Source organism: Bradyrhizobium hipponense (assembly GCF_008123965.1).
Lineage (GTDB): Bacteria > Pseudomonadota > Alphaproteobacteria > Rhizobiales > Xanthobacteraceae > Bradyrhizobium > Bradyrhizobium hipponense.
Map to the genome: position 1 here is coordinate 24,797 of NZ_VSTH01000057.1, position 23,393 is coordinate 48,189.

A 23,393-nucleotide genomic window follows, 5' to 3' on the forward strand; every position below is an offset into this window, starting at 1 on the left:
CGCCTTCTCACCCACCCCAAATCGGACGTTCTTGGCCGGGTCCCTAGGCGACTGCCACGCGCTTGCGCTCGAAGTCGTTGGGCACCTCGATGTCGACTTCGAGGGTCGACACTTCGTCGCCGCGATCGAGCCGCACGATCACCTTGGTCGGATCCAGCGTGACATGCCTGGAGACAACGGCAAGAATTTCCTCGCGCAGCACACCGAGCAGATCGGGCTGGCCACGCTGTCCACGCTCATGTGCAAGCAGGATCTGCAACCGTTCGCGTGCGACGGGTGCAGAGGCCTTGTTGCCGCGGAGAAGCCGAAGTAGACGCATGCTCATGCAGCCCTCCGTCGCAGCAGACGATCCATGAAACCCTTGCGTTCGGACGGCACCTGCATCGGTACGGTGTCACCGCACAGCCGCCGCGCCGCATCGATATAGGCCCGCGCAGGTGCACCTTCCGTGTTCGACAGCGTCACCGGCGTGCCGACGTTGGAGGCCTTCAACACGTCCTGGCTCTCGGGGATGATGCCGAGCAAGGGCGTTGCCAGGATTTCGAGGATGTCGTCGATGGTCAGCATCTCGCCGCGCGCGGCGCGCGAGGGATCGTAGCGCGTGATGAGAATGTGCTTCTCGACGCGCTCGCCCTTCTCGGCCCGCACCGTCTTGGAATCGAGCATGCCGATGATGCGGTCGGAATCGCGCACCGAGGAGACTTCCGGATTGGTGACGATCACGGCTTCGTCCGCAAAGCGCATTGCCATCGAGGCGCCGCGCTCGATACCGGCCGGGCTGTCGCAGATCACCCAGTCGAAGCGGCTGCGCAGATCCTCGATGACCTTGCCGACGCCTTCTTCCGTCAGCGCGTCCTTGTCACGGGTCTGCGAAGCCGGCAATAGCCAGAGATTCTCCAGCCGCTTGTCGCGGATCAGCGCCTGCGGCAGTTTGGCGACGCCCTGCACCACGTTGATGAGATCGAACACGACGCGGCGCTCGGCGCCCATCACGAGATCGAGGTTGCGCAGGCCGACGTCGAAATCGACGACGACCACCTTGTCGCCGCGCTGCGCGAGCGCGGCTCCCAGCGCGGCGGTCGTCGTGGTCTTGCCGACGCCGCCTTTGCCTGATGTCACGACCAGAACCTTGGCCATTAAATTATCCTCCTTAGCTGGTCAGTTCAGCGCTGTAATTCGCATGGTGTTGCCCTGCAGCCAGGCTTGGGCGGGCCGGCCACGCAAAGCGTCGTCGATATCGTCGGCCGTTTGATAAAACCCATCGATTGCAAGCAGTTCGGCCTCGATCTTCTGACAATAGATGCGGGCGCTCGCGTGCCCGTTGACCCCCGCCATGGCGCGGCCGCGCAACGCGCCGTAGACGTGAATGGAACCACCGGCGACGACTTCGGCGCCGGAACCGACCGATCCGAGAATGGTGACGTCGCCCTCCGGGAAGATGATGGTCTGGCCGGAGCGCACGGGGCTTTCGAGCAGCAACGAAGTCGGCTTGGCTCCAGTCTTCGGCTCGGCCTTCTTGGGCGCGCTCGGCTCGACGACGCAGCTGCGCCCGCCCGAGAGCAGCGGCGGCATCGCCGACGTCAGCCGCGCCTCCTCTACCCCCTCGATGCCGAGCACGCGGATGTTGCGGTCCTGGAGACTGGCGAGCAGATGGCTGATGCCGGATTGGCTGAGATCGACCGAGGACAGGTCGATCACCACCGGGCGGCCGGCAAAGAATCCCGGCGAGCGCGCGATCGTGGCGTCGATCTCATGGAGCCAGTCCTGGACCGGGACCGTCGGGACGAACACGAAGGCCACGTAGGAGCGCCCGCGCAAGCGCACCATTTGGCGTTGAGGTCTCGCTGCTGCCTCCATGGCCTGCCGACTCGTCCTTGTTATTGAATGGTTAACGATGCGGCGAATATGGTTAACGGCCGGTTAATTTCTCCGTGGGGTTACGTGGATAGGGAGGGCGCTCTCGCCGGGACAGCATTCGGACAACGCGGGGCACAACTGCCCCCCAACACCGTCGTTGCGAGCGCAGCGAAGCAATCCAGACTGCCTCCGCCGCAAGGTTCTGGATTGCTTCGCTACCCTCGCAATGACGGAGGATGGGGCGACTACCGGCCCCCCTACTTCTTCACCTTGCTCGCATCCATCTTGATAGCGGGATCGAGCATCCTGGTCGTGAAGGCAGCGGTGACATCGAACGGCTTTTCCATGCCGTCTGCACCAGATCGTAGTCCTTCTTCATCCGATCACCGTCGATCCAGCCGAGCGACTTCGTCGTCGTGAACTCGTCGGTCATCAGAAACTTGATGCGCTCCCACTGGCGCTCCTGGTTCTGCTTGTCGAGGCCGGAGACCTGGTCGAGCAGCGCTTTGAGGCATGGCGCGGCGTCAGCGACGCAGGCAGCGAAGGCCTTCTGCGAGATGCGGACGAACTCCTCGACGAGTTTCGGATTCTTCTGCAGATAGGCGCCGTTGACGATCAGCGAGTTGCCGTAGGGATTGAGCCCGATGTCCTTCCAGTTGACGTAGCCGAGATCGGCGCCGAACTCGATCGCCTTCAGATCGTGCTCGTTGTAGAAATCGCTGATGATATCGACGGTGTGGCTTTAGCGCCGCGATCTTCGCGGTCGGAGCGATATTGACGAAGCTGACCGAGTCGGGCGCGAGGCCCGCGGCCTTGGCGAAGGCCGGCCACATCACGCGCGAGGCTGGGCCTCGGCGCGGCGTAACACGCCGCGCCCGCCAACCCGGATGCAGCGAACCGTAATCCGGGAAGGTGCCGGTGACGTGCGAGATCCCGGATGACGCTGCGAGGCTGGGCAAGTATTCGGTGCAGCCGCGGGCTCGTAGAACGTAGTTCTCTTATGTGACACTCACAGTCACCGCGATGAAATTTTCTACGTGCCAGCGCCTACGGCAACAAATGTATTTCTACTCTGCTCGATGCTGATTGAATATTTGCCCAGCCTCTGCGCTCCATCCGGGCTACGAAGTCGGGGCGCTTAATTTGCCGCGCCCACCCGTCTTGCGATCAGCTCTTGTTACGCATCTTGCTCAAGAGATAGTTGTCGTAGAAGTTTTCCGCGATCTGCGTGTAGAACAGCAGCTCCTTCATATAGGCGTCGTGGCTGTCCTTGGTGCGCTTGAACAGGTCGCTCTTGGCGGCGAGCTCGTTGAGATGGTCCTGGGTCGCCGTGTAGCAGGCCTCCAGCACCGGCTGCGGGAACGCCTTCAGCTCCGCGCCATTGGTGATCAGCCGCTTCAAGGCCGCTGGATTGACGCTGTCGTATTTCTCCAGCATCCAGGCGCCAGCCGCCGAGCCGGCCTGGTTGAGGATCGCCTGGTACTGCTTCGGCAGCGACGCCCATTTCTCGTCATTGACGATCATGTGCAGCATGGCGCCGCCTTCCCACCAGCCGGGGAAGTAGTAGTATTTTGCGACTTTCTGGAAGCCGAGCTTTTCGTCGTCATAGGGACCGACGAATTCGGCGGCGTCAATCGTCCCCCTCTCGAGCGCGGGATACACGTCGCCGCCCGCGATCTGCTGCGGCACCACGCCGAGGCGCGCCAGCACATGGCCGCCCATGCCGGCGATGCGGAATTTGAGGCCCTTGAGATCGTCGACCGTCTTGATCTCCTTGCGGAACCAACCGCCCATCTGGGTGCCGGAATTGCCGCAGAGGATGGCGTGTGCCTTGAACGGCTTCAGCGCCTCGTTTGTAAGCTCGGCACCGCCGCCGAAGTGCCACCAGGATTCCTGATGGCGATGGTTCATGCCGAAGGGTGCGCCGGTGGCATAGGCCAGCGCCGGCTCCTTGCCGATGTAGAAATAGAGCGGCGTCTGCGCCATCTCCACCGAGGCGGTGCTGACGGCATCGAGCGCCTGCAGGCCGGGGACGATCTCGCCGGCGCCAAAGGTCTGGATCTGGAATTTGTTGTCGGTGGCCTCCGCCACGTATTTCGCAAAGGTCTGCGCAGTGCCGTAGATGGTGTCGAGCGACTTCGGAAAGCTCGAGGTCAGGCGCCACTTGAACTCAGGCATGCCTTGCGCGATCGCAGGAGCCGCAACCAGCGTCGTCGCGCCGGCGACCGCGCCACCCTTGAGGAATGTACGGCGTTTCATGATGGGCTACTCCCTAAAGCAAGTTTCAAATGTAACGGCATGAGCCACGGTCTTCGCGGACCGTTTGCCTGTTCCTGTAGCGGAGTTCAAGCTGTGAGCGGTAGCCCGGATGGAGCGCACAGGCTGGGCAAATATTCAATCAGCTTCGAGCAGAGTAGAAATACATTCGTTGCCGTAGGCGCTGGCACGTAGAAAATTTCATCGCGGTGACTGTGAGTGTCACATAAGAGAACTACGTTCTACGAGCCGGCGGCTGCACCGAATACTTGCCCAGCCTCGCAGCGCAATCCGGGAATCCTTCCAAATGTGCGACTGTCCCGGATTACGCTATACGCTCCATCCGGGCTACGCCGCCGCGCCGCCCTCAGAGCAGCTTGGCGCTGACGAACAGCGCGCGCACGGCATTGGTCGCCTGCACCGCGAGCATGGCGTTGCCAGCAGCGCCTTCCAGCGCGGCGACCGCGTCCTCGTGCAGCGAGCGAAATTCCATCCACTCGACCGATTTGAAGTTGGTCAGGAACTGATAGGCTTGGCCGACGGTCGCGATCGGCAGCGTGTCACCGTTCAGCTTGATGCTGAACGTCGTACGCAGCGGGGTGTCGGAACTTGAAGGATCGCTCATACGCTTCTTCTGGACGATGACGGCTTAACGAAGGGGAAACTGCAGCCCCACCGCAGCAGACAGATTTCAGGAGTTGGTGCTCGCGCGCTGCGAGGCGGTCGCCGGCCCGCTCAGGCTCGGCACAACGACCAGGCGGTTGAACTCGCCGTTGTCGTAAGCTTTGAGGAAGCGCTCATAGTCCTTGATCGAGACGCAGCCGTTGGAGTCGCCGCGCGGCCCGAGCATGTAGCTATGGGTAAGAAGGCCGACACGGCCGAGCGCGTTGGTGCCTTCGGCGGGAGTCATGCGCAACGCTCGAATGCCGTGAAACGGTTTTTCGCGCGGCTTCAGGTCGTAGGTTGCCGGCGGGGTCGCGCCCACCATGCGCTGGTCGACATGGTCAGGATCGTCCATCAGCGGACCCATGCCCGAATGGGCTTCAAGCGCGACGCCGTTCGGCAGGTAAACCGCCTTGGCCGAGATGTCATAGACCGCGGTCTGCGAATCATAACCGAGGGCGGCGAGATCCGGCGCCTTGCGGAACAGGCCGCTGTCGGGCGTCAGCGAGGCCAGCTTGATCTTGTCGCTGAACTTCTCGAGGAAGTTGCGGTTGTCGACCCGCGGGTTGGTGTCGGCAAAGGCCTGGCTGGAGGCAATCTGGGACGCGAGATCAGCCTGGACCGGGCGCGAGCGCGGCATCGGGACGGCATCGGCCCGCTGCGACGGCCTGGCTTCGTCGGCCGTGGGCCTGCCGTCATCCGTCAGGGTCGAGCGCCAGTCGTCGCCCTGGAGTTTTTGCGCGAGCATCGCCTTGGCGTCACGGAGCTTGAGCTGAACCGCATTCAGGGCGGAGCGTTCGATCGCGCGCAGGCCGGTATCACGGGCGGGCTGGCCACCCGACAGTGATGTGAAACGCTCGTCAAACGACATGTTATTGACCGGCGTCTTGGCCGGCGGCAGCGCGGCGGAGACCAGCGGGGTCGAATCGCCCATGTCGGCGACCCAGGCGGCGGCACCGAGCGACAGCGCAATGGCGCCCAGAGACAGCAAAACTGTCTCGGCCCGGCCGATACGGCGGCGCGACAACAGCCCTCCGGCTCTTGCGGTGTCGGAAACCATCAGATCCCCAAATCGATCCCCGGGGAGACCCACCCCCACCCGGAGACTCTATACCAGCTACCACATTGGGAGCCAAAAGTTAGGCATAATCGCGGCCGGCGGGGCGCCCCAAGGTATCCAATGACCGATCCCTTCAATCTAAATCGGTTCGTCCAGGCCCAGAACCCGATCTACCCCAGGGTGATCGGGGAGCTGTCCCGGGGCCGGAAGCAGAGCCACTGGATGTGGTTCATCTTCCCGCAGATTGCCGGCCTCGGCCTGAGCGCGATGTCGCAGCGCTACGCCATCGGCTCGCGTAAGGAGGCCGAGGCCTACCTCGCGCACCCCGTCCTGGGCGCCCGCCTCGTCGAGTGCACCGGGCTCGTGCTCGCCGTGCAGGGGCGGACCATCCACGCGATCCTCGGGGCGCCGGATGACGCCAAATTCCGCTCGTCGATGACGCTGTTCGGAGCCGTGTCCGACCAGCCAATCTTCAGCCAGGCGCTCGAAAGATATTTTTCAGGCGAGCGCGACAGCGCCACGCTGGAGATGCTGTCGAAGCTCGATCGGCTGGCGTAGCGCGTGTGATCAGCAGCCTCTCTCAGCGGCCCTGGAAGACGGCAGCCCGCCGCTCGATGAAGGACTGAATGCCCTCCTTCGCGTCCGCGCTGCCGAGCACGCGATCACGGATCGTCGGGATGTAGGCGATTGCCGCCGCCTCGCCGCCTTCGGTGTACTTCGCGGCGGCTTCCTTGGTGACTTGGATGCCGAGCGGCGCGTTGCGCGCGATGATCGTAGCGAGCGCCATCGCCCTCGCGACCTGCTCTCCCGGCGGCACGACCTCCTGGACGAGGCCGATTGCGCGGGCGCGCTCGACTGAGAACTCGTCGCACAGGAACAGGTGATACATCGCATCGCCCCAGCCGGCGCGCGAGAGAAAGCGGAAATGTGCACCGCCAAGCGGCGCGATGCCGCGCTTGGACTCCATCTGGCAGAAGCGCGAATCCGCGGCAGCCACCACGATGTCGCCGGCAAGCATCAGCTCGATGCCGATGGTAAACACGATGCCCTGCACGGCGGTGACGATGGGCTTGCGGCAGCGGTTGCTAAGCCCGAACGGATCGACATTGCCCTCCTTGATGTTGCGCTTCTCCGCTGTGGGGCCGAAGAACTTCGGCATATCGAGCCCGGCGGTGAAATCGCTGCCCGCGGCGCAGATCACGCCGACGCGGTAAGCCTCGTTGTCATGCAGTACGGTCAGCGCATCGGACAATTGCTCCATCATCGCCGGCGTGAACGCGTTCTTCTTCGCGGTATTGTCGATGACAATCTTCAAGACATGGCCATGCACCTCGGTGCGGATTTGACCTTCGCTCATTCGTTTCTCTCCAAAGATATCGCTTTGATTGGCTGCAGATCAGGTCGGCTGCTGAACGGCCGCGCAGATCGCGGTGATCCGCTCCGGCGTGAACACTCCGGAGTCCAGGAGCTGGAGGATCGAGAGCACACCGCCGCGCGATCCCCAGCTTCCCTCGTCGATGATCTCGAAATTGACCCACCAGGTCGGCGCCGGCGCCTGCATGCCGCAGGCCTCCGCAAGCCGCGCCAGCACGTTGAGGATCACCTCCGCACGCACCTCGGCAGGCCAGGCAGCGTTCATCACCGCGATATTGACGGTCATGACGTCGCGCGGGATGTCTTGGTCGGACAGGAGCCGGCCGCCGATCGCCATCCGGTCGGCTAGCAGGTCGTGGAAATGGACCTGGAAACCCATTCGCGCCGCCGGCGCATGCTGACCGACTTCCGGCACCAGCACGGCGTCGGTCAGGCTTTCCGCAAGGCGGCGGCGCTGCATCAGGCTGAGCCTGCCGGCGGGCGCCGTCACGGTGATGATGGTCAAGGTGTCCTCCCCACAAATATGACAGTTGTCATATTCCAGTAATCCTTGCCTATGTCAAACGTCATAGTTTAATGGAGGAAGCCAACCGCAGGACTTCCGATGACCACCACCACACGCGACAAGATGATTGCCGGTGCTGCCGACCTGATGAGCCGGCGCGGCGTGAACGCCACCAGCATGCGCGATGTCGTCCGCCATACGGCGACGCCGCGCGGCTCGATCAGCCACCACTTCCCAGACGGCAAGCGGCAATTGATCGCCGAAGCCGTGACCTTTGCCGGCAAGCAGGTGTCCATTCCCCTGGAGAAAGCCATGAACGAACGCGGCGTGATCGGCGGCTTGAGGGCTTTCGTCGCATCATGGCGCCGACAGCTCGAAGCGACCGGCTTCGAGGCGGGCTGCCCGGTGCTCGCCGTCGCCGTCGACCGCTATGTTGGCGAGGCCTCCGACAGGGACGACGAGACGGCGCAGCAGCATCTGCTCGACCTTGCCGACGGCGTGTTCGCCGACTGGCGTCAGATCATGCGCACGGCCTTGCTGCGTGAAGGCCTGGCCGCGGAACGCTCCGAGCGGCTTGCAACGCTCGTCGTCGCCTCAATCGAAGGCACCGTCGCGATGTGCCGCGCGAGCCGCAGCACGGACGCGCTCGATCAGGTTCAAGAGGAGCTGGAGACGGTCCTGTCCACCGCCCTCGCCCGTACTGCCGGATAGATGGAGACGTATCGATGGATTCTTCCCGCCAACGCGAACTCGCTCGTCATCTCGCCGATTTGCGTCGCGAGGGCCGGCAACAAAGCGGCCTCGAGGAACGGCTGGTGCCGCCAGATGCCGACACGGCGTACCGCATTGCGCAGATGGTGGAAGAGGCATTGGGCTGGGACGTCGTCGGATGGAAAATCGCCGGCATGAAGCCCGGGCTCCAGCGCCAGCTTCGAATCTCCTCGCCGATCTACGGGCGGGTGTTCGCGCCCCTGATCCAGGCCTCACCGGCAAGCGTCGAGCACGCCAGGCAATGCAGCCCGATTCCGGAAGTCGAGTACCAGGCACGCCTCGGCGCCGACCTGCCGCCGCGCGCGAAGCTCTACACGGTGGAAGAGGTCGGCGATGCCGTCGCTTCGCTGCATCCCGGCATCGAGCTCGCCGAATGCCGCTTCATTCACGACGCGGCCTTTCCGCCGATGCCCGCGATCATGGCCGACGGCTCCGGATCGGGGACGATCGTGCTTGGAGAGCCCATTGCCGATTGGCGCAGCCGCGACATTGCCAATCAGGATGTCGTTCTCAATTGCAACGGCGCCTCGAGACGCCGCGGCAGCGCTGCGGAGGCGATCGATCATCCGCTGGTGCCGCTCGCCTGGCTCGCCAATGAGCTGTCGCGAACCGGCATCGGCCTCAAGGCGGGACAAACAATCAGCACGGGCACGCTGACGGGCATGTTACGGCCGAAGCCTGGCGAGACTTACGTTGCCGATTTCGGTCCGCTGGGAACTGTGAGCGCGACCTACGCCTAAAGGCGCGGCAATGGCCACCACCAGCGTAAACCCGGGATTAACATCGCCTGCCTATTGTCCGTGCAAAATAATTCTCCCCGCGCCAATTGCCGGACAGATCATGAAAATCGGTACGCTCCTGACCGCCGCCATCGTCTCGCTCTCGACCGTGGGCGGCGGCCTCGCCGTCTACGTCGCCGTAACGAAATACCAGACGATCGAGCGCATCACCGAAGCACAGGGGCGGCTGGCGATCGTTCGTGCCGTCAGCGACATCCCGCGCTATCTCAATCCCGAGCGCGGCTTTTCCACCAATATCCTCTATGGCCCTGCTACCGTCGACCCGGCGCTGCTTGCCGAGCAGGACAAGCTGCGCAAGCAGACCGATGCCGCCCGCGACAGGATGAACGCACTGCGCAAGGACCTGCCCGGCCCGTTCGACGACGGCAACACCACCGGCAGCAACATCGACGCCATCAATTCAAAATTCACGGCGCTGCGCGATGCCATCGATAAGGCGATCGCCGGGCCGCCGGAGGCGCGCAAGGACGCGGCCAAGAAGATCGTCGCCGATAACGCCGTGCTCAACAGCGGCGTGACCGCGCTGCTCAACGAGCAGGTCCGCCGCATGGCTATCCTCAACGGCGATGCCTACCGACAGGCCAGCTACGCCAACATCGCCATGACATTGCGCGACGTCGGCGGCTTCAATTCCAGCCTGCACAAGAATCTGGTCGGGGGCAAAAAACCGGCGACCGACACGGAGAAGGCCGAGATCAGCCGCTCGCAGGGCCGCAATGATCAGATCGTGATGGGGCTGCTGGAATTGCGCGGCAGTCCGGCAACTCCGGCGAACGTCGCCGCTGCGCTCGAGAAGTTCAACTCGGTCTATGTCGAGGAGTTCGGCCGCGAGCTCAAGCTGGTGAAGGACGGTGCGGTCAGCGGCAAGTATGAACATGACCTGGACACCTATTACGCCTCCACGCAGCGCGGCCTCGGCACCATCATCGACGTCCGTGACGCCTTCTACGACAATGCCGAGCAGATCCTCGCCGGCGCCGCTTCGGCGGCGCGCACCAGCTTCACAGTCGCGCTTCTCGGCCTCGTTGCCGTGCTGATCGCGAGCATCGGCCTTGTGGTGACGGTGCGGCGCCGTGTCTGCGCGCCCATCGTCGACCTGACCGCGCGGATGTCACGGCTTGCGGAGGGTAACGTTGCCGAGGAGATCCCCGGCGCCGCGCGCGCCGACGAGATCGGTGCGATGGCCGCCGCCGTGCAGGTGTTCAAGGACAACATGATCCGGGCCGAGCGGCTCGCAGCCGAGAAGCAGGCGGAGAACGACGGCAAGATGCGCCGCGCGCAGGCGCTCGACCAGCTCACCAGCGCGTTCGAGGCCAAGGTCACCGAGCTCGTCGGCGGCTTGTCCCAGGCCTCGACCGCGATGGAGAGCACGGCGCAGTCGATGACCTCGACCGCGGCCCAGACCAACAGCCAGGCTGCCGTCGTCGCGGCCGCCTCCGAGCAGACCTCGACCAATGTGCAGACGGTGGCGAGCGCAACCGAAGAGCTGACCTCATCGATCTCAGAGATCGGCCGCCAGGTCGCACAAAGCACCGAGATCGCGGCCCGCGCCGTCGACAATGCCCGCCGCACCGGCGACATCGCGCGCGCGCTCGCCGAGGGCGCCCAGAAGATCGGCGACGTCGTCACGCTGATCCAGAGCATCGCCGAGCAGACCAACCTGCTGGCACTGAACGCGACCATCGAGGCCGCCCGTGCCGGCGACGCCGGCCGCGGCTTCGCCGTGGTCGCCTCCGAGGTGAAGTCCCTGGCCGGCCAGACCGCCAAAGCCACGACCGAAATCTCCGAGCAGATCGCAGCGATCCAGACCGCGAGCGACGAGACCGTGAGCGCGATCCGCAACGTCGCCGACGTCATCGGCGAGATCGATCAGATCGGCACGGCGATCGCGGCGGCGATCGAGGAACAGGGCTCGGCGACCAAGGAGATCGCCCGCAGCGTCCAGGAGGCCGCCCGCGGCACCCAGGAAGTCAACACCAACATCACTGGCGTGCAGAGCGCCGCCGACCACACGGGCGCGGCCGCCAGGGAGGTGCTGGGCGCAGCCGAGCAGCTCTCGAGCCAGTCGCGCGACCTTGCCGGACAGTTCGACCGTTTCCTCAGCGAAGTCAGAGCCGCCTGAGCGGCTCAGTAAGGCGGGGCCTTGCGCGCGCGCTGCGCCTTGGCTGCCTCGATCCACCACAATAGGTCATCGGCAAAACGGGGAAACGAGCGTTCCAGCGCCTTCCCGCCCTCGCCGATCGGCTCGCTCTCGGCCGACAGCGTCTGCGCGATCGGGCCGACGCCGATGGTGCTCGACACCACCACCATACCCATCTCCGACAGCGTGCCGTGCCAGGCGGTCGCAGCACGCGCGCCGGACAGGCGGCCGGCGGAATAGCTGGCGATCGCGACCGGACGCCAGAACCACTCTTCCAGGAAATGGTCGCTGAGATTCTTCAATCCGGGCTGAATGCCCCAATTGTATTCACCGGTGATGAACACAAAACCGTCAGCGTCGCGGATCTGCCCCGCCAGTTTCTCGAGCGCCTCCGGCGCAGTGCCTTTGGGATATTCCTTGTACATGCGATCGAGCATCGGCAGGCCGATCGCCTTGGCGTCGATGAATTCGACCTCCTCGCCGCGGCTTCGCAGACCGTTGATGACAAAATTCGCAAGGCGAATGCCCATGCGGTCGGAACGATAGGATCCGTAGAGGACGAGAATGCGGTTGCTCATGGCGGGAAGACTAGCACAAAACGACGAGACCGGCCCAATCCATTTGTCCGCTACGGACTTCGCCCGCGCTCCAGCGTTTGCGATGGCGTCTCGCCAAACTGATCGCGATAGCTCCTGGAGAAATCGCTGAGATGCCAGAAGCCGAACGCCAGCGCCACGGCCTTGACGCTGTCGGCTCCCGCCAGCAGCCGCTGGCGCACCAGCCACAGCCGGCGCAGGCGCAGATAGCGATGCAGGCTCATGCCGCGATAGCGGCGGACGACGTCATGCATAGTGCGGACGGAGAGGCCAAGCTTGCGCGCGATCTCCTCGCTGTAGATGGGCTGTGAGAGATCGTCGGATAACAGCGCGCGGATTTCCTGGAAGATCTTGAAGTTCCACTCGTCATTGGGGCGCAGGGTCCATCGCGCGGGAACGACGCTTTCGAATGCGTGGTCGACGGCTCCAAGCAGGGACTCCTTCATTGCCGCCGCCTTCAACGGCACGTCTGACGCATCGATCGATTCTGACGCCGCGGCCAACACCTCCCGAACCACGCTGCGTAGCCCGTTCAGACCCGCTGCGGTCGTTTCGAAAATCTTGAAGCTCAAGGCTGCTTGTGGCCAGCCGCGATCTGTCACCTCCGGCCTAAAAATCACCGAGGCAATTTGCCGCTCCACCTCCTCAATGGTGGTGTAGGCGGCGCCGCCGCTCCCAATGACGATCACGGGACGGGCGCGCTGCGAGCCATTGAAGCGAATGGGCACGTTGAGGTTATCCATCGTAAAGCCGATCGCCGTGCAATTCTCGACGAGCTGCGCGTCAACCACCCTGGGAAACGCGCGCGTCCAATTCACGTCGCAGCCGGGCAAGGACAAGATGGCCTGCTCAGCCGAAATCCTCCGCACAAAAGGCGTGAATTCAAAATTCAGGCCCCGTATGGCATTTCGAAATTCATCGACGTCGGAGAAGCGAAATATCTTGGGCGCCAACCTCGGCGCATCATCAATAGTGTTCATGGCAATATGAAGCGTCGCGTCCCAACAGATGCGCGTCCGGCGACGATGCCGGTCCGATTCCCACCTTTCGGTTGTCCCATGAGACCGAAGGAATCACCCTGACCTCTCACGTTCAGTTGGCGAAAGTTCAATTCAAAGGACAAGACGACGGGTCATGCCCTGCCGAATTTCGATAGCGTTTCCAGTGAAGTGGATGGTGCGTCAATACCTGAAAGGTCAAGATTTAAAGTCGAAATTAACAACTCTAGGGCGCAATGAAGTCCGTTCGATAGTCGAAATTTTTTTCAATTCAGGCTCCTGCCATGATGGCAAATTCGCCTGCTAATATTGTTTCAGAATTGGAACAAGCGGTCACGTCTTGTCCGCGGGACCGTTGCGTTCGCATCCTGTCCGGTATTGTGCACCTGCTCACTAGCAGTCGCGACCACCCCCAGGAATTGCTTTCCAACGTGGTCGACGGCGTTCTGCTGCGGCTGACAGAACGAGTTGAGACCAGCGCACTGGTACAACTCAGCGCGGCGCTTGCCGAGCTTACAGTGGCTCCTCCGGAGACATTGCGGCGTCTGGCCTCGCACGACGACCCGGATGTGGCGTGTCCAATCCTACTCAAATCGCAGGCACTCTCCACAGCCGATCTTGAGGCCGTCGCGGCCTCGTGCGGCGAGCCGCAACAACTTGCCATCGGCGCGCGCACCTGTATCGAGCCGCTGGTAACCGAGGCGCTGATCATGCGCGGCGGCCCTGTCTGCCTTGTGCTGATCAAGAACCCGGGAACCAAATTCTCCGACGCAGCCTATGCCACGCTGATCGCCACGGCCGACCAGAACACCGAGATCACGAAGACATTGGCGCTTCGGCCTGGCACGCCCGATCTGGTCGTGCGGAAGCTACTCTCCGCCCCTCCGTGCCAGAAGACGCCGGCCAAGCCCAACGCGTCCTCCATTCCGCCCGCGCAGGCTGCAGCTTCTGCTCCGGCAGCACCCAAGCTGCCCTCCTCGGCAGACTATGCCAGCGCACGGCCTGAGATCGTCGCCCTGAGCCGCGTCGGCAAACTCAACGATTCCACGGTGAACCGCTTCGCGATCCGCGGCGAGACCGCCGACCTGTTCACCGCCTTGTCGGTGCTTTCGGGGGCGCCAATCCATATCGTCGAGCATGTCATGGGCGACGACGACTGCGAGGGTCTGGTGATGGCCTGTCGAGCATCGCGCCTGAACTGGGCGACCACGCTCGCGATTCTGAACAATCGTAGCGGCGCACGTCTCTCCTTTGCCGAGCGCGAACGCGCGCAACAGATCTTCGAAACGCTTCTCCTGTCGACCAGCCAATGGACGGTGCGCTGGGGGGAAATAGGTGCACAAACCAACACAAGCGATGCGGGAAACCGCGGCGCGAAAATGGGGGCTAACCGATGAAGCTCGATGGTCGCAAGGCGCTTCGCGTGCGGATGGACCACAAGCAGCCCGTCAACCTGATGGGTTCCGACGGCACGTGGCGGCGCAGATGCGTCCTTCTCGACATTTCGCAGACAGGCGCCAAGCTCGAAGTCGAGGGCACACTCGACGTGCTCAAGGCCAAGGAATTCTTCATGCTGCTGTCATCGACGGGGCTGGCCTACCGGCGCTGCGAACTGGTCTGGATCGACGGGACCGTGGCGGGCGTGCACTTCGTCAGCGCGGACAGCAAGAAGAAGAAGCCGGCCAGCGTACCAGTGGTTGCGGCACAGAACTCCGCTCAAAGCAAATAGGCTCGAAAATTCATCAAGCTCATTGAACTCCAGCAAAGTCCAGGTCTGCCGTGCAGAATGCGCGAACCATGCCCCGCCCCGTCCAAGGCCGTGGCGGCGGCCGAGAGACGGAGGCGGCACGCGCATTCGTGCACGTGCTGGCCGATTCGTCCGACAAATTGTCCAGCGTTTGCTCGATCCTCGAGCGGAATTTCGCGGTCGCGGGCGAGCGGCTCGATGCACAGGCCAAACTGTCGCAAGTGCCGTTCGCCGTGGTCATCCGCGCGGACCTGCGAGACGTCAACAACATCGCAGCGATCAAAAAGCGGGCCGCCAAGCTGGCGAAAGCCCAAAAACGCATCTTCCTTGTCGAGTATTCCTCTCACGTCAGCGTCTCGCAAGCCTACGCGCTCGGCGCGACGCTCGTCCTTCCCGGGACGGTCGATCGAATAAAGCTGCTGGCGGCGTTGACCGATCCAGCTGCGCCGGCAGCTGCCTCGTCGAGTACCACGCCGCAGCCGCAGCCGGAGAACGCCGTCGAAACCGCCGCAACCGCCATCGCGTCGATGTTCACGGCCGTTACGCTCGGCGAGCCCCTTGACGTCGACGGTACGAAAGAGGCCGGCCGCAAGATCGCCGATCGCATCAGCGAGCATGGGCTGTCCGAATGGCTCACGACGGTGCGACGCCACCACGAGGGAACCTACCAGCATTGCCTGCTGGTGACCGGTGTCGCGATCGATTTCGGGCTGAGCCTTGGCGTCCGGCGCACCGATCTCGAGCGGCTGTACTCGGCCGCCATGTTCCACGATATCGGCAAGGCGCAGATCCCACTTGCGATTCTGGACAAGCCTGGCCGCCTCGATGCCGATGAACGTGCCATGATCGAAACGCATCCGGCAGCCGGCTACGCGTTTCTGAAGGATCGCGAGAAGATCTCGCCCGAGATTCTCGATGCGGTGCGGCATCATCACGAATATCTCGACGGCAGCGGCTATCCTGACGGACTGTGCGGCGAGAGCATCAACGACATCGTGCGCATTCTCACGATCTCGGACATTTTTGCTGCGCTCATCGAGCACCGGCACTACAAGCCGACGATGCCGCGCCGGGAGGCCTATAACATTCTCTGCGGGATGACCGGGAAGCTGGAAAAGGCGCTTGTAATCGCTTTCAAGCAGGTTGCGCTCACAAGGTGAGCGCGCCGCCGCGGCACCAGGGCCGGGATCGCCGCCACGACCTGCCTAATGCGCCGCGCGATGTCCGGCGCGTGGTCGGACCGATCGGCACGCCAGCCCTTCCGCCAGATGCTTCATGTCCTCGCGTTTGCCGCTGCGGATCAACTGGCCGAATTCTTCGGCTGTGAAAGGAAGACTTGGATCATCATCGATCGGGCGCCGCGTTCGCGGACCGAAGAACCGTCGAACCAGGCTAGCCAGCCGCCGCATGTCAATTCCCTCGCGCCAGCAACAAACCCTTTACCTCCGATATTGTTCCTCCCGCTCCATCGAGATTGCAAGAGCCGGCAACGAGTCCACACCAAAAATTTCTGCGCGAGAAAAATTTCCTCCGCAACCCGCGTCAGTCGGCGAATCCGACGAACCGCACGAACTCCTCGTTGTGCTCGCGATCCGAGCGAACGGCGTTGGCGGCAAACGTCTCGTCGGGATAGCCCATCGCGACGCAGGTCATGATGACTTCGTCCTCCGGAATCCTCGCGACCTCGCGCACGATGTCGGACCGCATGATGCCCTGCCCGTTGATCACGCTGCCGAGGCCGCGATCCCAGGCCGCGAGCACGATTCCGTAGCAGAGCGCGCCGAGATCGAAATGGCAGACTGCGCCGGGGTCGAGCACGCGGTCGTAGGTAAGCACCAGCGATACCGGCGCGTCGAACTGGCGGAAGCCGCGCAACACCCAGTCCTGCCGCATCGGCTTGTCGTCGCGCGCGATGCCCATCGCGCCGAACAGTTTCTTGGCGACGTCGACCTGCCGGTTGCGGTGAACGCCCTGGTACTCGCCATGGCTGACGATGTCGCGCTTGACCTTGGCGCCGCCAACCATCTCCTCCATGTTGCGGCGGCGCACGTGTTCCAGAGGAGCGCCGGTGAGCACGTGCACATGCCAGGGCTGGGTATTCATCGAGGACGGCGCGCGCTTTGCAATCTCGATGATCGCCTCGATCACCGGGCGCGGCACCGGCTCGTTCCTGAAACCGCGCACGCTGCGGCGCGACTGGACCAGCGTTTCGAATTCCACGTTCTAAATCCCCCCTTGCGACTTTCCATCCGGCAACGTTGCGACCGGCCGCCCCGGTTGCCGAGGCGGCTGTCAAAATCTATGCTAACGCGCAAGCAAGACCAAGAACCCCGGTGTGGACCCGCCACACCTGCGAGGACTTCCCATGGCTGCACCGCTCGATCCCGTCATCGCCCAGATCATCCCGCTGCTGCCAATGCGCGATCCCACGGTCATGACGCCACAGAGTGCCCGCGAATCCTTGCGCGAACTCGCTGCCTCGCGTGCCGCCATACCGCCGCCGCCCGTCGATACCGTGCAGGACATCAAGGTCCAAGGCGGCGCCGGCCCGCTTGATGCGCGCCTCTACAGGATCGGCACCGGTCCGGCGCCGACCGTGGTGTTCTTCCACGGCGGCGGCTGGGTTGCGGGCGACCTCGAGACCCACGACCGGCAGGCGCGATGGCTCGCGATCGAGACCGGCGCGGTGGTCATTTCCGTCGATTACCGCCGCCCGCCGGAGACGCGCTTTCCCGGTGCGTTCGAGGATGCCTTTGCCGCGGTCAGCGACGTCTTCAACCGCGTCGCGGAATTTGGCGGCGACGCGAAGCGGCTCGGCGTCGCCGGCGACAGCGCCGGCGGCAATCTCGCTGCGGCCACCGCGATTGCTTGCCGCGATGCGGGCATCAAGCTCGCCGCGCAGTTGCTGGTCTATCCCGTGACCGATGTCGTCGGCGGATATGCCGAGGCACGGGAGAATGCGCGCTATCCCTCGCGCGCAGAGAATGCCGAGGGCTATTTCCTCTCGCGCGCGGTGATGGCATGGTTCACCGGTCACTATCTCGCCGATCCCACCCACGCGAAGGACTGGCGCGTATCGCCGCTACGCGCCCCCTCGCTCGCCGGCGTCGCACCCGCGATCGTGACCACCGCCTGGTTCGATCCGCTGCGCGACGAAGGCGCCGCCTACGTGCGGGCGCTGGAAGCAGCCGGCGTGCGAGTGAAGCACCACGAGGGCGCCAGCCTGATCCATGGCTATTTCGGCCTTGGCGATGCCTCCGATGTCGCGCGGACCGAGGCGCAGCGCGCGCGGGCCGACTTCAAGGCGCTGCTCGCACGAGGGATCTGAGGTCCGGACCAACAAAAATCGGCGATGGCGGTCGGGGCCGACGTCGATCGTGCTTGATTGCGCCACGATTCCCGTCTCCAATCCGCATGCCATTTCTGGTTTAGGGAGACACTCATGATGAAGCGGATTTTCCTCGCTGCGATCGTTGCCACCTTCGCGGCCGGCTCGGCCTTCGCCGAAGACACCTGCGCGAGCAAGGCGGTCGGCAAGGACGGCAAGCCTTTGGCCGGGGCCGCCAAGACCTCGTTCCTGAAGAAGTGCAAGGAAGACGCCTGCGCGCCCAAGGCGGTCAGCGCCGACGGCAAGCCGCTCGCCGGTGCCGCGAAAAACAGCTTCATGAAGAAGTGCGAGATGGGCGCGTAATCGCTGCACGTTCACGGCCCGTCAGCGAACGATTGTTCAACGCAGTCGTCGTGCCCGGGGCTTGTCCCGGGCATCCGCGTCTGTGTTTCCGTGTGGCAAGGAACGCAGGCTTTCCAGGAAGGGGACGTCAAGATGTGGCAACTTCGAGTGCGCAATCAGATCATGGCTACAATGAGCTTGCTCTTCGCGCTGCTCATCAGTCTTGACGTCGCGAACGCAAGGGGTCCCGGTCTGCCCAACGTCATGGTTCTGGCAACCGGTGGCACGATCGCCGGCACCGGGGCGAGCAGCACCACCGTGGTCGGCTACACCGCAGCTACGGTGGGCATAGAGACCCTCCTGAACGCCGTCCCCGAACTGAAAACGGTGGCTAACGTCAAGGGCGAGCAGGTCTTTCAGATCGCCAGCGAGAACATGAACAATGACTACTGGCTGAAGCTTGCAAAGCGCGTCAACGCGCTTCTCGCGCAGGACGACGTGGATGGGATCGTGATCACGCACGGGACCGATACGATCGAGGAAACCAGCTATTTTCTAGACCTTGTCGTCAAGAGCAAGAAGCCTGTCGTCATCGTCGGCGCGATGCGGCCCTCGACAGCGATCAGCGCGGATGGGCCGATCAACCTCTACAATGCGGTGATCCTGGCAGGCAGTGAAGAGGCCGTCGGCAAGGGCGTGCTCGTCGCCCTCAACGATCAGATCAACGCGGCTCGCGAGGTCACCAAAAACAACACCTCGACGGCAGACACCTTCCGCACGCCGGAACTCGGCTTCCTCGGCTACATACAAGGCAACAAACCGTACTTCTATCGTCAATCGACGCGACGGCACACGGCGGACTCCGAATTTGACGTTTCTAACCTCGATGCCCTGCCGCAAGTCGACATCGTCTACGGCTACGCCAACATGAACCGGGTGGCGATCGACGCTTTTGTGGCCGCCGGAGCCAAGGGGATCGTGCATGCCGGCGTGGGTGACGGCAGCTTGGCTCGGCCCGCGGTTGAGCCGGCTCTGGACGAGGCCCGCAAGAAGGGTGTCGTGATCGTTCGCAGCAGCCGTGTCGGGAACGGCATCGTCGCACGCAATGGGGAGGCCAAGGACGACGAACACGACTTCGTCGTCTCGGATACGCTCAATCCTCAAAAGGCGCGTATTTTGCTGATGCTGGCGCTGACCAGGACGACCGACACCAAGGAGATCCAACGGATGTTCTACACTTATTAGATCGCCCGAAGCGAGGTTGCCCTAGTCCCGCTTGAAGCGATAGTCAAAGGCGGCGCCGAGCGGCTTGATTAGTCCGACGGTCGGCGCCGGAAAATGGATCGGCAAGATCAGCGTGTCGGTGTCAGCGACGGAAGCGAAGAACTTTCGCCGCGACACGGCCGACTGTCTCGCATCCGAATCCGGTTGCCAGCCTCAGGGAAGACTTTGGCCTTGATCATCGAATCATTGACGCAACAGATTGTCTCGCTGCCGCCAAACGAAGACACCACAGCTGCCCTCAACTTCCTGAAACGAGCAGATCTGATGCAGGTTGCCTCTGTTACGGGGACATCAAACCACGCGTCCGCCGAATTTTGGCGCCAGCTACTCAAAAAAAAAGCATGAGAGCACCATGAGAGCTGGCATCGCTACACGGGGCTTTCCTTCACTGTTAGCTGCGCTCGAGAAGCTGAGTCCATCGGACCCCGTAACCATCACAGTGTGCACGACCAGTGCATGGTCCGGAAACTTTTGGTCGGATCAGAACGAGCGACTGGTGGGCTTTGTGCTTGTGAAGCGCCGATCGCCTGAACAAGAACAAGAGCGCCTGGATTGGTTTCGGCGAAACCTGACGTAGAACGCAGCACGAGCGTTGACTGGGCTTGATCCCGGATTGCGCTACACTCTATCCGGGCTACCGTGCAACACTACGACCGCAACCCCGGCGCTTCCTGTCCCGTGCGCGCGACATATTCGGTGTAGCCGCCGCCGAACTGATGGATGCCTTCCGGCGTCAGCTCCAGCACGCGGTTCGACAGGACGCTGAGAAAATGCCGGTCATGCGAGACGAACAGCATGGTGCCCTCGAAATCCGACAGCGCCGTAATCAGCATCTCCTTGGTGGCGAGGTCGAGATGGTTGGTCGGCTCGTCCAGCACCAGAAAGTTCGGCGGATCGAACAGCATCTTGGCCATCACCAGCCGCGCTTTCTCGCCGCCCGAGAGCACGCGGCAGCGCTTCTCGACGTCGTCGCCTGAGAAGCCGAAGCAGCCGGCAAGCGCGCGCAGAGAGCCCTGCCCCGCGGTCGGAAACGCGTATTCGAGTGACTCAAACACCGTCTGCTCGCCGTCGAGCAAATCCATCGCGTGCTGGGCGAAATAGCCCATCTTGACGCTGCCGCCGACCGCCACTGTGCCCTCATCGGGCTCGCTCGCGCCGGCGACCAGCTTGAGCAGCGTCGACTTGCCGGCGCCGTTGACGCCCATCACGCACCAGCGCTCGCGGCGGCGGATCATGAAGTCGAGCCCGTCATAGATCCGCTTCGCTCCATAGCCCTTGAAGACCTTCTTCAGGGCAACGACGTCCTCACCCGAGCGCGGCGCCGGGAGAAAGTCGAACGCAACGGTCTGGCGACGGCGCGGTGGCTCGACCCGCTCGATCTTGTCGAGCTTCTTGACCCGGCTCTGCACCTGCGCGGCATGCGAGGCGCGCGCCTTGAAGCGTTCGATGAACTTGATTTCCTTGGCGAGCATCGCCTGCTGGCGCTCGAACTGCGCCTGCTGCTGCTTCTCGTTCAGCGCACGCTGCTGCTCATAGAACTCGTAATTGCCGGTGTAGGTGGTGAGCGAGCCGGAATCGATTTCGACCACCTTGGAGATGACGCGGTTGATGAACTCGCGATCGTGCGAGGTCATCAGCAGCGTGCCCTCGTAGTCGTGCAGGAATTTTTCCAGCCAGATCAGGCTTTCCAGATCGAGATGGTTGCTCGGCTCGTCGAGCAGCATGACGTCGGGGCGCATCAGGAGGATGCGGGCCAGCGCCACGCGCATCTTCCAGCCGCCGGAGAGCTTGCCGACGTCACCGTCCATCATCTCCTGGCTGAAACCGAGGCCGGACAGCGCCTCGCGCGCCCGGCCGTCGAGCGCATAGCCGTCGAGCTCCTCGAAGGCGTGCTGCACCTCACCATAGCGGGCGATGATCTCGTCCATCTCGTCGGCTCGGTCGGGATCGGCCATCGCGGTCTCGAGCTCGCGCAGCTCGGCCGCCACCGTGCTGACCGGCCCCGCGCCGTCCATGACCTCGGCCACGGCGCTGCGGCCGCTCATCTCGCCCACGTCCTGGTTGAAATAGCCGATGGTGATGCCGCGATCGGTCGAGACCTGACCTTCGTCGGGCAGTTCCTCGCCGGCAATCATCCGGAATAGCGTGGTCTTGCCGGCGCCGTTGGGGCCGACGAGGCCGATCTTCTCGCCCTTGTTGAGGGCGGCCGAGGCTTCGATGAACAGGATCTGGTGGCCGGCTTGCTTGCTGACGTTGTCGAGGCGGATCATGAGGTCTTTTCGAGGAATTTTTGCGTTGCAGCGTAATAGGCCATGCGGGCGGCCAGGGGAAGCCCGGCCGGGCCCGGGTTTGGTCAGCTCTGCCAAATCGTTAGCAATTTTGCGCCAGAAATACTTGCACGCCCGCCGAGCCGGCACGCGCCGATACAGCGTATCCTGGAAATATCCGAGGAACCCCCATGAAACATCGATTTCGCCTTGCTGCGGCCGCCACGCTGCTGCTGGCCTGTGGCGGCGTAGCCGCGGCCCAGACGCTTCCCGATTACATGGCGCCCATCTCCGGCAAGAGCACGGCCGCGCCTGCCGACATCGCAACGAAGGATGTGCTCGCGCTGAACACCGGCATGTTCGAGCTCTATGGCGATGCTGCAAAGGTGTTCCAGAAGAATATCCTCGACAAGCACCCGGTGATCCTCGGCCTGTTCTCCGGCGCCGGTGGACGTCTGATCTTGTACCGGCCGGGCCAGCCGCCGCTCGACGCGCCCCAGGTGCCTATCGTGTACCAGCTGCTGAAGTCGGTCGGCCATAGCACCATGGCGCTGGCCGAGGTCGTCGGCCCTTATCTCGACAATCCCGACAACAAATCGTGGCGCGGTTCGATGATGGCCTATCGCAGCCGGATGCAGTCAGCGCTCGAGAGCCTCGACTCAACGCCGATGCAGGCCGATTGGCGCGACAACAACCGCAGCATCCTGCAAAACAACCTCGCCTTCATGGACGAATGCATCGCCGGCGGCGTCATCCCCTTCGCAAGGCTCGAGGCCTTCGGCAAGAAGCAGGCGCCCTTCCTCGCAAAGAACGTCGCTTGGGCGGCCCAGACCCAGGTCGCGCACTGGATGGGCGTGCTGGCGGATTGGAAGACGCAGCTCGGCCCGGACTGGGAGAAGACCTATGCCGCCAGCAACACGATCTACGTGGCGCGGCAGAACAACGTCATCTTCAGCGTGCTCGCGCAATTCTTCGGCCCCGATGCCATCAATTCGCGGCTGCTGCTGATCGAAACCGTCTCCTTTACGACGACACCGGCCGACATGCTGGAGTCGCTGACGCGGATCATCGCCGATCGCTCGGTCGGCTCCCTGTTCTTCGGCAATTATCACCTGATGGACTACGAGCTCATGGGAGGCGATGCGCGCGCCGCCATCATCGCGGAGACGGCCAAGCGCGGCATGACGCCGTTCCTGCCGCCGCTGGTTCCGTTCGGTTCCAAGCAATGGCCGACGTTGATTACGCCGGGATCTGGTCCTGCCACGATCGCCGATCTCAAATAGCGTCCGGATGTCGGGGACACGAGAGCGGCTGCATCACCGCGGCCGCGTTCACGAGTTGGTAAGGCCTTTCTATCGTCGGATGACGAATCATGACAGCTTCACGCTAGCGTTGCCGCGTATCG

General features: G+C 63.4%; 24 protein-coding genes and 2 pseudogenes. 12 read left to right on the forward strand and 14 right to left on the reverse strand.

The features are described from left to right. Positions 1 to 43: 43 nt before the first annotated feature. The 7 genes and pseudogenes from minE to FXV83_RS18670 all read right to left on the reverse strand — a co-directional run bounded on the left by minE (position 44) and on the right by FXV83_RS18670 (position 5,767). The gene (gene minE / locus FXV83_RS18640; protein WP_148740862.1) at positions 44 to 325 is read right to left on the reverse strand and encodes a cell division topological specificity factor MinE; all 282 of its coding nucleotides are present in this window, start codon (positions 323 to 325) and stop codon (positions 44 to 46) included. Continuing rightward, positions 322 to 1,137, reverse strand: a complete 816-nt coding sequence (gene minD, locus FXV83_RS18645; protein WP_148740863.1) for a septum site-determining protein MinD — start codon at positions 1,135 to 1,137, stop codon at positions 322 to 324. The genes minE and minD overlap by 4 nt, the downstream gene beginning before the upstream one ends. Positions 1,138 to 1,158: 21 nt before the next feature. Beyond that, positions 1,159 to 1,857, reverse strand: coding sequence for a septum site-determining protein MinC (gene minC, locus FXV83_RS18650; RefSeq protein WP_148740864.1), 699 nt, complete (start codon positions 1,855 to 1,857; stop codon positions 1,159 to 1,161). A 257-nt stretch (positions 1,858 to 2,114) separates the two neighbouring features. Beyond that, positions 2,115 to 2,708, reverse strand: a pseudogene (locus FXV83_RS45145) (ABC transporter substrate-binding protein); the annotation flags it as partial. Positions 2,709 to 3,024: 316 nt separating this feature from the next. Continuing rightward, positions 3,025 to 4,116 (reverse strand): TRAP transporter substrate-binding protein, encoded by a 1,092-nt coding sequence (locus FXV83_RS18660; RefSeq protein WP_148740865.1) that lies wholly within the window; start codon positions 4,114 to 4,116, stop codon positions 3,025 to 3,027. 364 nt (positions 4,117 to 4,480) lie between these two features. Next, on the reverse strand, positions 4,481 to 4,738 hold the full coding sequence (locus FXV83_RS18665; RefSeq protein WP_148740866.1) for a hypothetical protein: 258 nt from the start codon (positions 4,736 to 4,738) through the stop codon (positions 4,481 to 4,483). Between the two features lie 66 nt (positions 4,739 to 4,804). Next, complete coding sequence (locus tag FXV83_RS18670) at positions 4,805 to 5,767, reverse strand: DUF2778 domain-containing protein (RefSeq protein ID WP_235939871.1); 963 nt, start codon at positions 5,765 to 5,767, stop codon at positions 4,805 to 4,807. A gap of 189 nt (positions 5,768 to 5,956) precedes the next feature. Between FXV83_RS18670 and FXV83_RS18675 the strand changes: the two genes are divergently transcribed. After that, positions 5,957 to 6,394 carry a DUF1810 domain-containing protein gene (locus FXV83_RS18675; protein WP_148740868.1) on the forward strand — a complete coding sequence of 146 codons (438 nt, stop codon included), beginning with the start codon at positions 5,957 to 5,959 and terminating at the stop codon, positions 6,392 to 6,394. A gap of 22 nt (positions 6,395 to 6,416) precedes the next feature. Here the strand turns inward: FXV83_RS18675 and FXV83_RS18680 are convergent, their stop codons facing one another. Next, the gene (locus tag FXV83_RS18680) at positions 6,417 to 7,193 is read right to left on the reverse strand and encodes a crotonase/enoyl-CoA hydratase family protein (RefSeq protein WP_148740869.1); all 777 of its coding nucleotides are present in this window, start codon (positions 7,191 to 7,193) and stop codon (positions 6,417 to 6,419) included. Positions 7,194 to 7,232: 39 nt separating this feature from the next. After that, positions 7,233 to 7,715, reverse strand: a complete 483-nt coding sequence (locus FXV83_RS18685; protein WP_148740870.1) for a tautomerase family protein — start codon at positions 7,713 to 7,715, stop codon at positions 7,233 to 7,235. Positions 7,716 to 7,814: 99 nt separating this feature from the next. Between FXV83_RS18685 and FXV83_RS18690 the strand changes: the two genes are divergently transcribed. The 3 genes from FXV83_RS18690 to FXV83_RS18700 all read left to right on the forward strand — a co-directional run bounded on the left by FXV83_RS18690 (position 7,815) and on the right by FXV83_RS18700 (position 11,408). Continuing rightward, positions 7,815 to 8,426, forward strand: a complete 612-nt coding sequence (locus tag FXV83_RS18690) for a TetR/AcrR family transcriptional regulator (protein WP_148740871.1) — start codon at positions 7,815 to 7,817, stop codon at positions 8,424 to 8,426. A gap of 14 nt (positions 8,427 to 8,440) precedes the next feature. Continuing rightward, on the forward strand, positions 8,441 to 9,226 hold the full coding sequence (locus FXV83_RS18695; RefSeq protein WP_148740872.1) for a 2-keto-4-pentenoate hydratase: 786 nt from the start codon (positions 8,441 to 8,443) through the stop codon (positions 9,224 to 9,226). Between the two features lie 100 nt (positions 9,227 to 9,326). After that, complete coding sequence (locus FXV83_RS18700) at positions 9,327 to 11,408, forward strand: methyl-accepting chemotaxis protein (RefSeq protein ID WP_148740873.1); 2,082 nt, start codon at positions 9,327 to 9,329, stop codon at positions 11,406 to 11,408. Between the two features lie 5 nt (positions 11,409 to 11,413). Here the strand turns inward: FXV83_RS18700 and FXV83_RS18705 are convergent, their stop codons facing one another. Then, entirely contained in the window at positions 11,414 to 12,004 is a 591-nt protein-coding gene (locus FXV83_RS18705; protein WP_148740874.1) for an NADPH-dependent FMN reductase, read from the reverse strand. Positions 12,005 to 12,054: 50 nt separating this feature from the next. After that, positions 12,055 to 13,002, reverse strand: coding sequence for an AraC family transcriptional regulator (locus tag FXV83_RS18710; RefSeq protein WP_148740875.1), 948 nt, complete (start codon positions 13,000 to 13,002; stop codon positions 12,055 to 12,057). A 302-nt stretch (positions 13,003 to 13,304) separates the two neighbouring features. Between FXV83_RS18710 and FXV83_RS18715 the strand changes: the two genes are divergently transcribed. Genes FXV83_RS18715 through FXV83_RS18725 form a run of 3 tightly spaced genes read left to right on the forward strand, consistent with a single transcriptional unit; the run spans position 13,305 to position 15,927 of the window. Next, the gene (locus tag FXV83_RS18715) at positions 13,305 to 14,417 is read left to right on the forward strand and encodes a DUF2336 domain-containing protein (protein ID WP_148740876.1); all 1,113 of its coding nucleotides are present in this window, start codon (positions 13,305 to 13,307) and stop codon (positions 14,415 to 14,417) included. After that, a complete protein-coding gene (locus tag FXV83_RS18720) occupies positions 14,414 to 14,749 on the forward strand; it encodes a PilZ domain-containing protein (RefSeq protein WP_148740877.1) in 336 nt (111 codons plus the stop codon). Before FXV83_RS18715 ends, FXV83_RS18720 begins: the two co-directional genes overlap by 4 nt. Positions 14,750 to 14,799: 50 nt before the next feature. Then, the gene (locus tag FXV83_RS18725; protein ID WP_148740878.1) at positions 14,800 to 15,927 is read left to right on the forward strand and encodes an HD-GYP domain-containing protein; all 1,128 of its coding nucleotides are present in this window, start codon (positions 14,800 to 14,802) and stop codon (positions 15,925 to 15,927) included. 382 nt (positions 15,928 to 16,309) lie between these two features. On the opposite strand, the gene FXV83_RS18735 is transcribed toward FXV83_RS18725, so the two are convergent. Beyond that, positions 16,310 to 16,987, reverse strand: a complete 678-nt coding sequence (locus tag FXV83_RS18735) for a nitroreductase (protein ID WP_148740880.1) — start codon at positions 16,985 to 16,987, stop codon at positions 16,310 to 16,312. Positions 16,988 to 17,132: 145 nt separating this feature from the next. Here FXV83_RS18735 and FXV83_RS18740 point away from each other — a divergent pair, with 145 nt between their 5' ends. The 3 genes from FXV83_RS18740 (at position 17,133) to FXV83_RS18750 (ending at position 19,682) form a co-directional block, all read left to right on the forward strand. Continuing rightward, complete coding sequence (locus FXV83_RS18740) at positions 17,133 to 18,095, forward strand: alpha/beta hydrolase (protein ID WP_187435994.1); 963 nt, start codon at positions 17,133 to 17,135, stop codon at positions 18,093 to 18,095. A 114-nt stretch (positions 18,096 to 18,209) separates the two neighbouring features. After that, positions 18,210 to 18,458, forward strand: coding sequence for a hypothetical protein (locus FXV83_RS18745; protein ID WP_148740881.1), 249 nt, complete (start codon positions 18,210 to 18,212; stop codon positions 18,456 to 18,458). A gap of 132 nt (positions 18,459 to 18,590) precedes the next feature. Beyond that, a complete protein-coding gene (locus FXV83_RS18750) occupies positions 18,591 to 19,682 on the forward strand; it encodes a type II asparaginase (RefSeq protein ID WP_148740882.1) in 1,092 nt (363 codons plus the stop codon). 21 nt (positions 19,683 to 19,703) lie between these two features. Here FXV83_RS18750 and FXV83_RS44945 read toward each other — a convergent pair. Then, positions 19,704 to 19,868 (reverse strand): annotated as a pseudogene (locus FXV83_RS44945) (MBL fold metallo-hydrolase); the annotation flags it as partial. A 24-nt stretch (positions 19,869 to 19,892) separates the two neighbouring features. Between FXV83_RS44945 and FXV83_RS42835 the strand changes: the two are divergent. After that, positions 19,893 to 20,066 (forward strand): hypothetical protein, encoded by a 174-nt coding sequence (locus FXV83_RS42835; protein WP_187435995.1) that lies wholly within the window; start codon positions 19,893 to 19,895, stop codon positions 20,064 to 20,066. A gap of 302 nt (positions 20,067 to 20,368) precedes the next feature. On the opposite strand, the gene FXV83_RS18760 is transcribed toward FXV83_RS42835, so the two are convergent. Further along, the gene (locus tag FXV83_RS18760; RefSeq protein WP_148740883.1) at positions 20,369 to 21,991 is read right to left on the reverse strand and encodes an ABC-F family ATP-binding cassette domain-containing protein; all 1,623 of its coding nucleotides are present in this window, start codon (positions 21,989 to 21,991) and stop codon (positions 20,369 to 20,371) included. Positions 21,992 to 22,179: 188 nt separating this feature from the next. On the opposite strand from FXV83_RS18760, the gene FXV83_RS18765 reads away from it, so the two are divergent. Continuing rightward, on the forward strand, positions 22,180 to 23,271 hold the full coding sequence (locus FXV83_RS18765; RefSeq protein WP_148740884.1) for a hypothetical protein: 1,092 nt from the start codon (positions 22,180 to 22,182) through the stop codon (positions 23,269 to 23,271). Positions 23,272 to 23,393: the final 122 nt, after the last annotated feature.

Coding starts and splice junctions, on each gene's coding strand:
- FXV83_RS18660 (WP_148740865.1), bottom strand. CDS start 4,116: ATGAAACGCCGTACATTCCTCAAGGGTGGCGCGGTCGCCGGCGCGACG.
- FXV83_RS18715 (WP_148740876.1), top strand. CDS start 13,305: ATGATGGCAAATTCGCCTGCTAATATTGTTTCAGAATTGGAACAAGCG.
- minC (WP_148740864.1), bottom strand. CDS start 1,857: ATGGAGGCAGCAGCGAGACCTCAACGCCAAATGGTGCGCTTGCGCGGG.
- FXV83_RS18740 (WP_187435994.1), top strand. CDS start 17,133: ATGGCTGCACCGCTCGATCCCGTCATCGCCCAGATCATCCCGCTGCTG.
- FXV83_RS18750 (WP_148740882.1), top strand. CDS start 18,591: ATGTGGCAACTTCGAGTGCGCAATCAGATCATGGCTACAATGAGCTTG.
- FXV83_RS18705 (WP_148740874.1), bottom strand. CDS start 12,004: ATGAGCAACCGCATTCTCGTCCTCTACGGATCCTATCGTTCCGACCGC.
- FXV83_RS18720 (WP_148740877.1), top strand. CDS start 14,414: ATGAAGCTCGATGGTCGCAAGGCGCTTCGCGTGCGGATGGACCACAAG.
- FXV83_RS18700 (WP_148740873.1), top strand. CDS start 9,327: ATGAAAATCGGTACGCTCCTGACCGCCGCCATCGTCTCGCTCTCGACC.
- FXV83_RS18680 (WP_148740869.1), bottom strand. CDS start 7,193: ATGAGCGAAGGTCAAATCCGCACCGAGGTGCATGGCCATGTCTTGAAG.
- FXV83_RS18760 (WP_148740883.1), bottom strand. CDS start 21,991: ATGATCCGCCTCGACAACGTCAGCAAGCAAGCCGGCCACCAGATCCTG.
- minE (WP_148740862.1), bottom strand. CDS start 325: ATGAGCATGCGTCTACTTCGGCTTCTCCGCGGCAACAAGGCCTCTGCA.
- FXV83_RS18690 (WP_148740871.1), top strand. CDS start 7,815: ATGACCACCACCACACGCGACAAGATGATTGCCGGTGCTGCCGACCTG.
- FXV83_RS18665 (WP_148740866.1), bottom strand. CDS start 4,738: ATGAGCGATCCTTCAAGTTCCGACACCCCGCTGCGTACGACGTTCAGC.
- FXV83_RS18710 (WP_148740875.1), bottom strand. CDS start 13,002: ATGAACACTATTGATGATGCGCCGAGGTTGGCGCCCAAGATATTTCGC.
- FXV83_RS18675 (WP_148740868.1), top strand. CDS start 5,957: ATGACCGATCCCTTCAATCTAAATCGGTTCGTCCAGGCCCAGAACCCG.
- FXV83_RS18745 (WP_148740881.1), top strand. CDS start 18,210: ATGATGAAGCGGATTTTCCTCGCTGCGATCGTTGCCACCTTCGCGGCC.
- FXV83_RS18765 (WP_148740884.1), top strand. CDS start 22,180: ATGAAACATCGATTTCGCCTTGCTGCGGCCGCCACGCTGCTGCTGGCC.
- minD (WP_148740863.1), bottom strand. CDS start 1,137: ATGGCCAAGGTTCTGGTCGTGACATCAGGCAAAGGCGGCGTCGGCAAG.
- FXV83_RS18695 (WP_148740872.1), top strand. CDS start 8,441: ATGGATTCTTCCCGCCAACGCGAACTCGCTCGTCATCTCGCCGATTTG.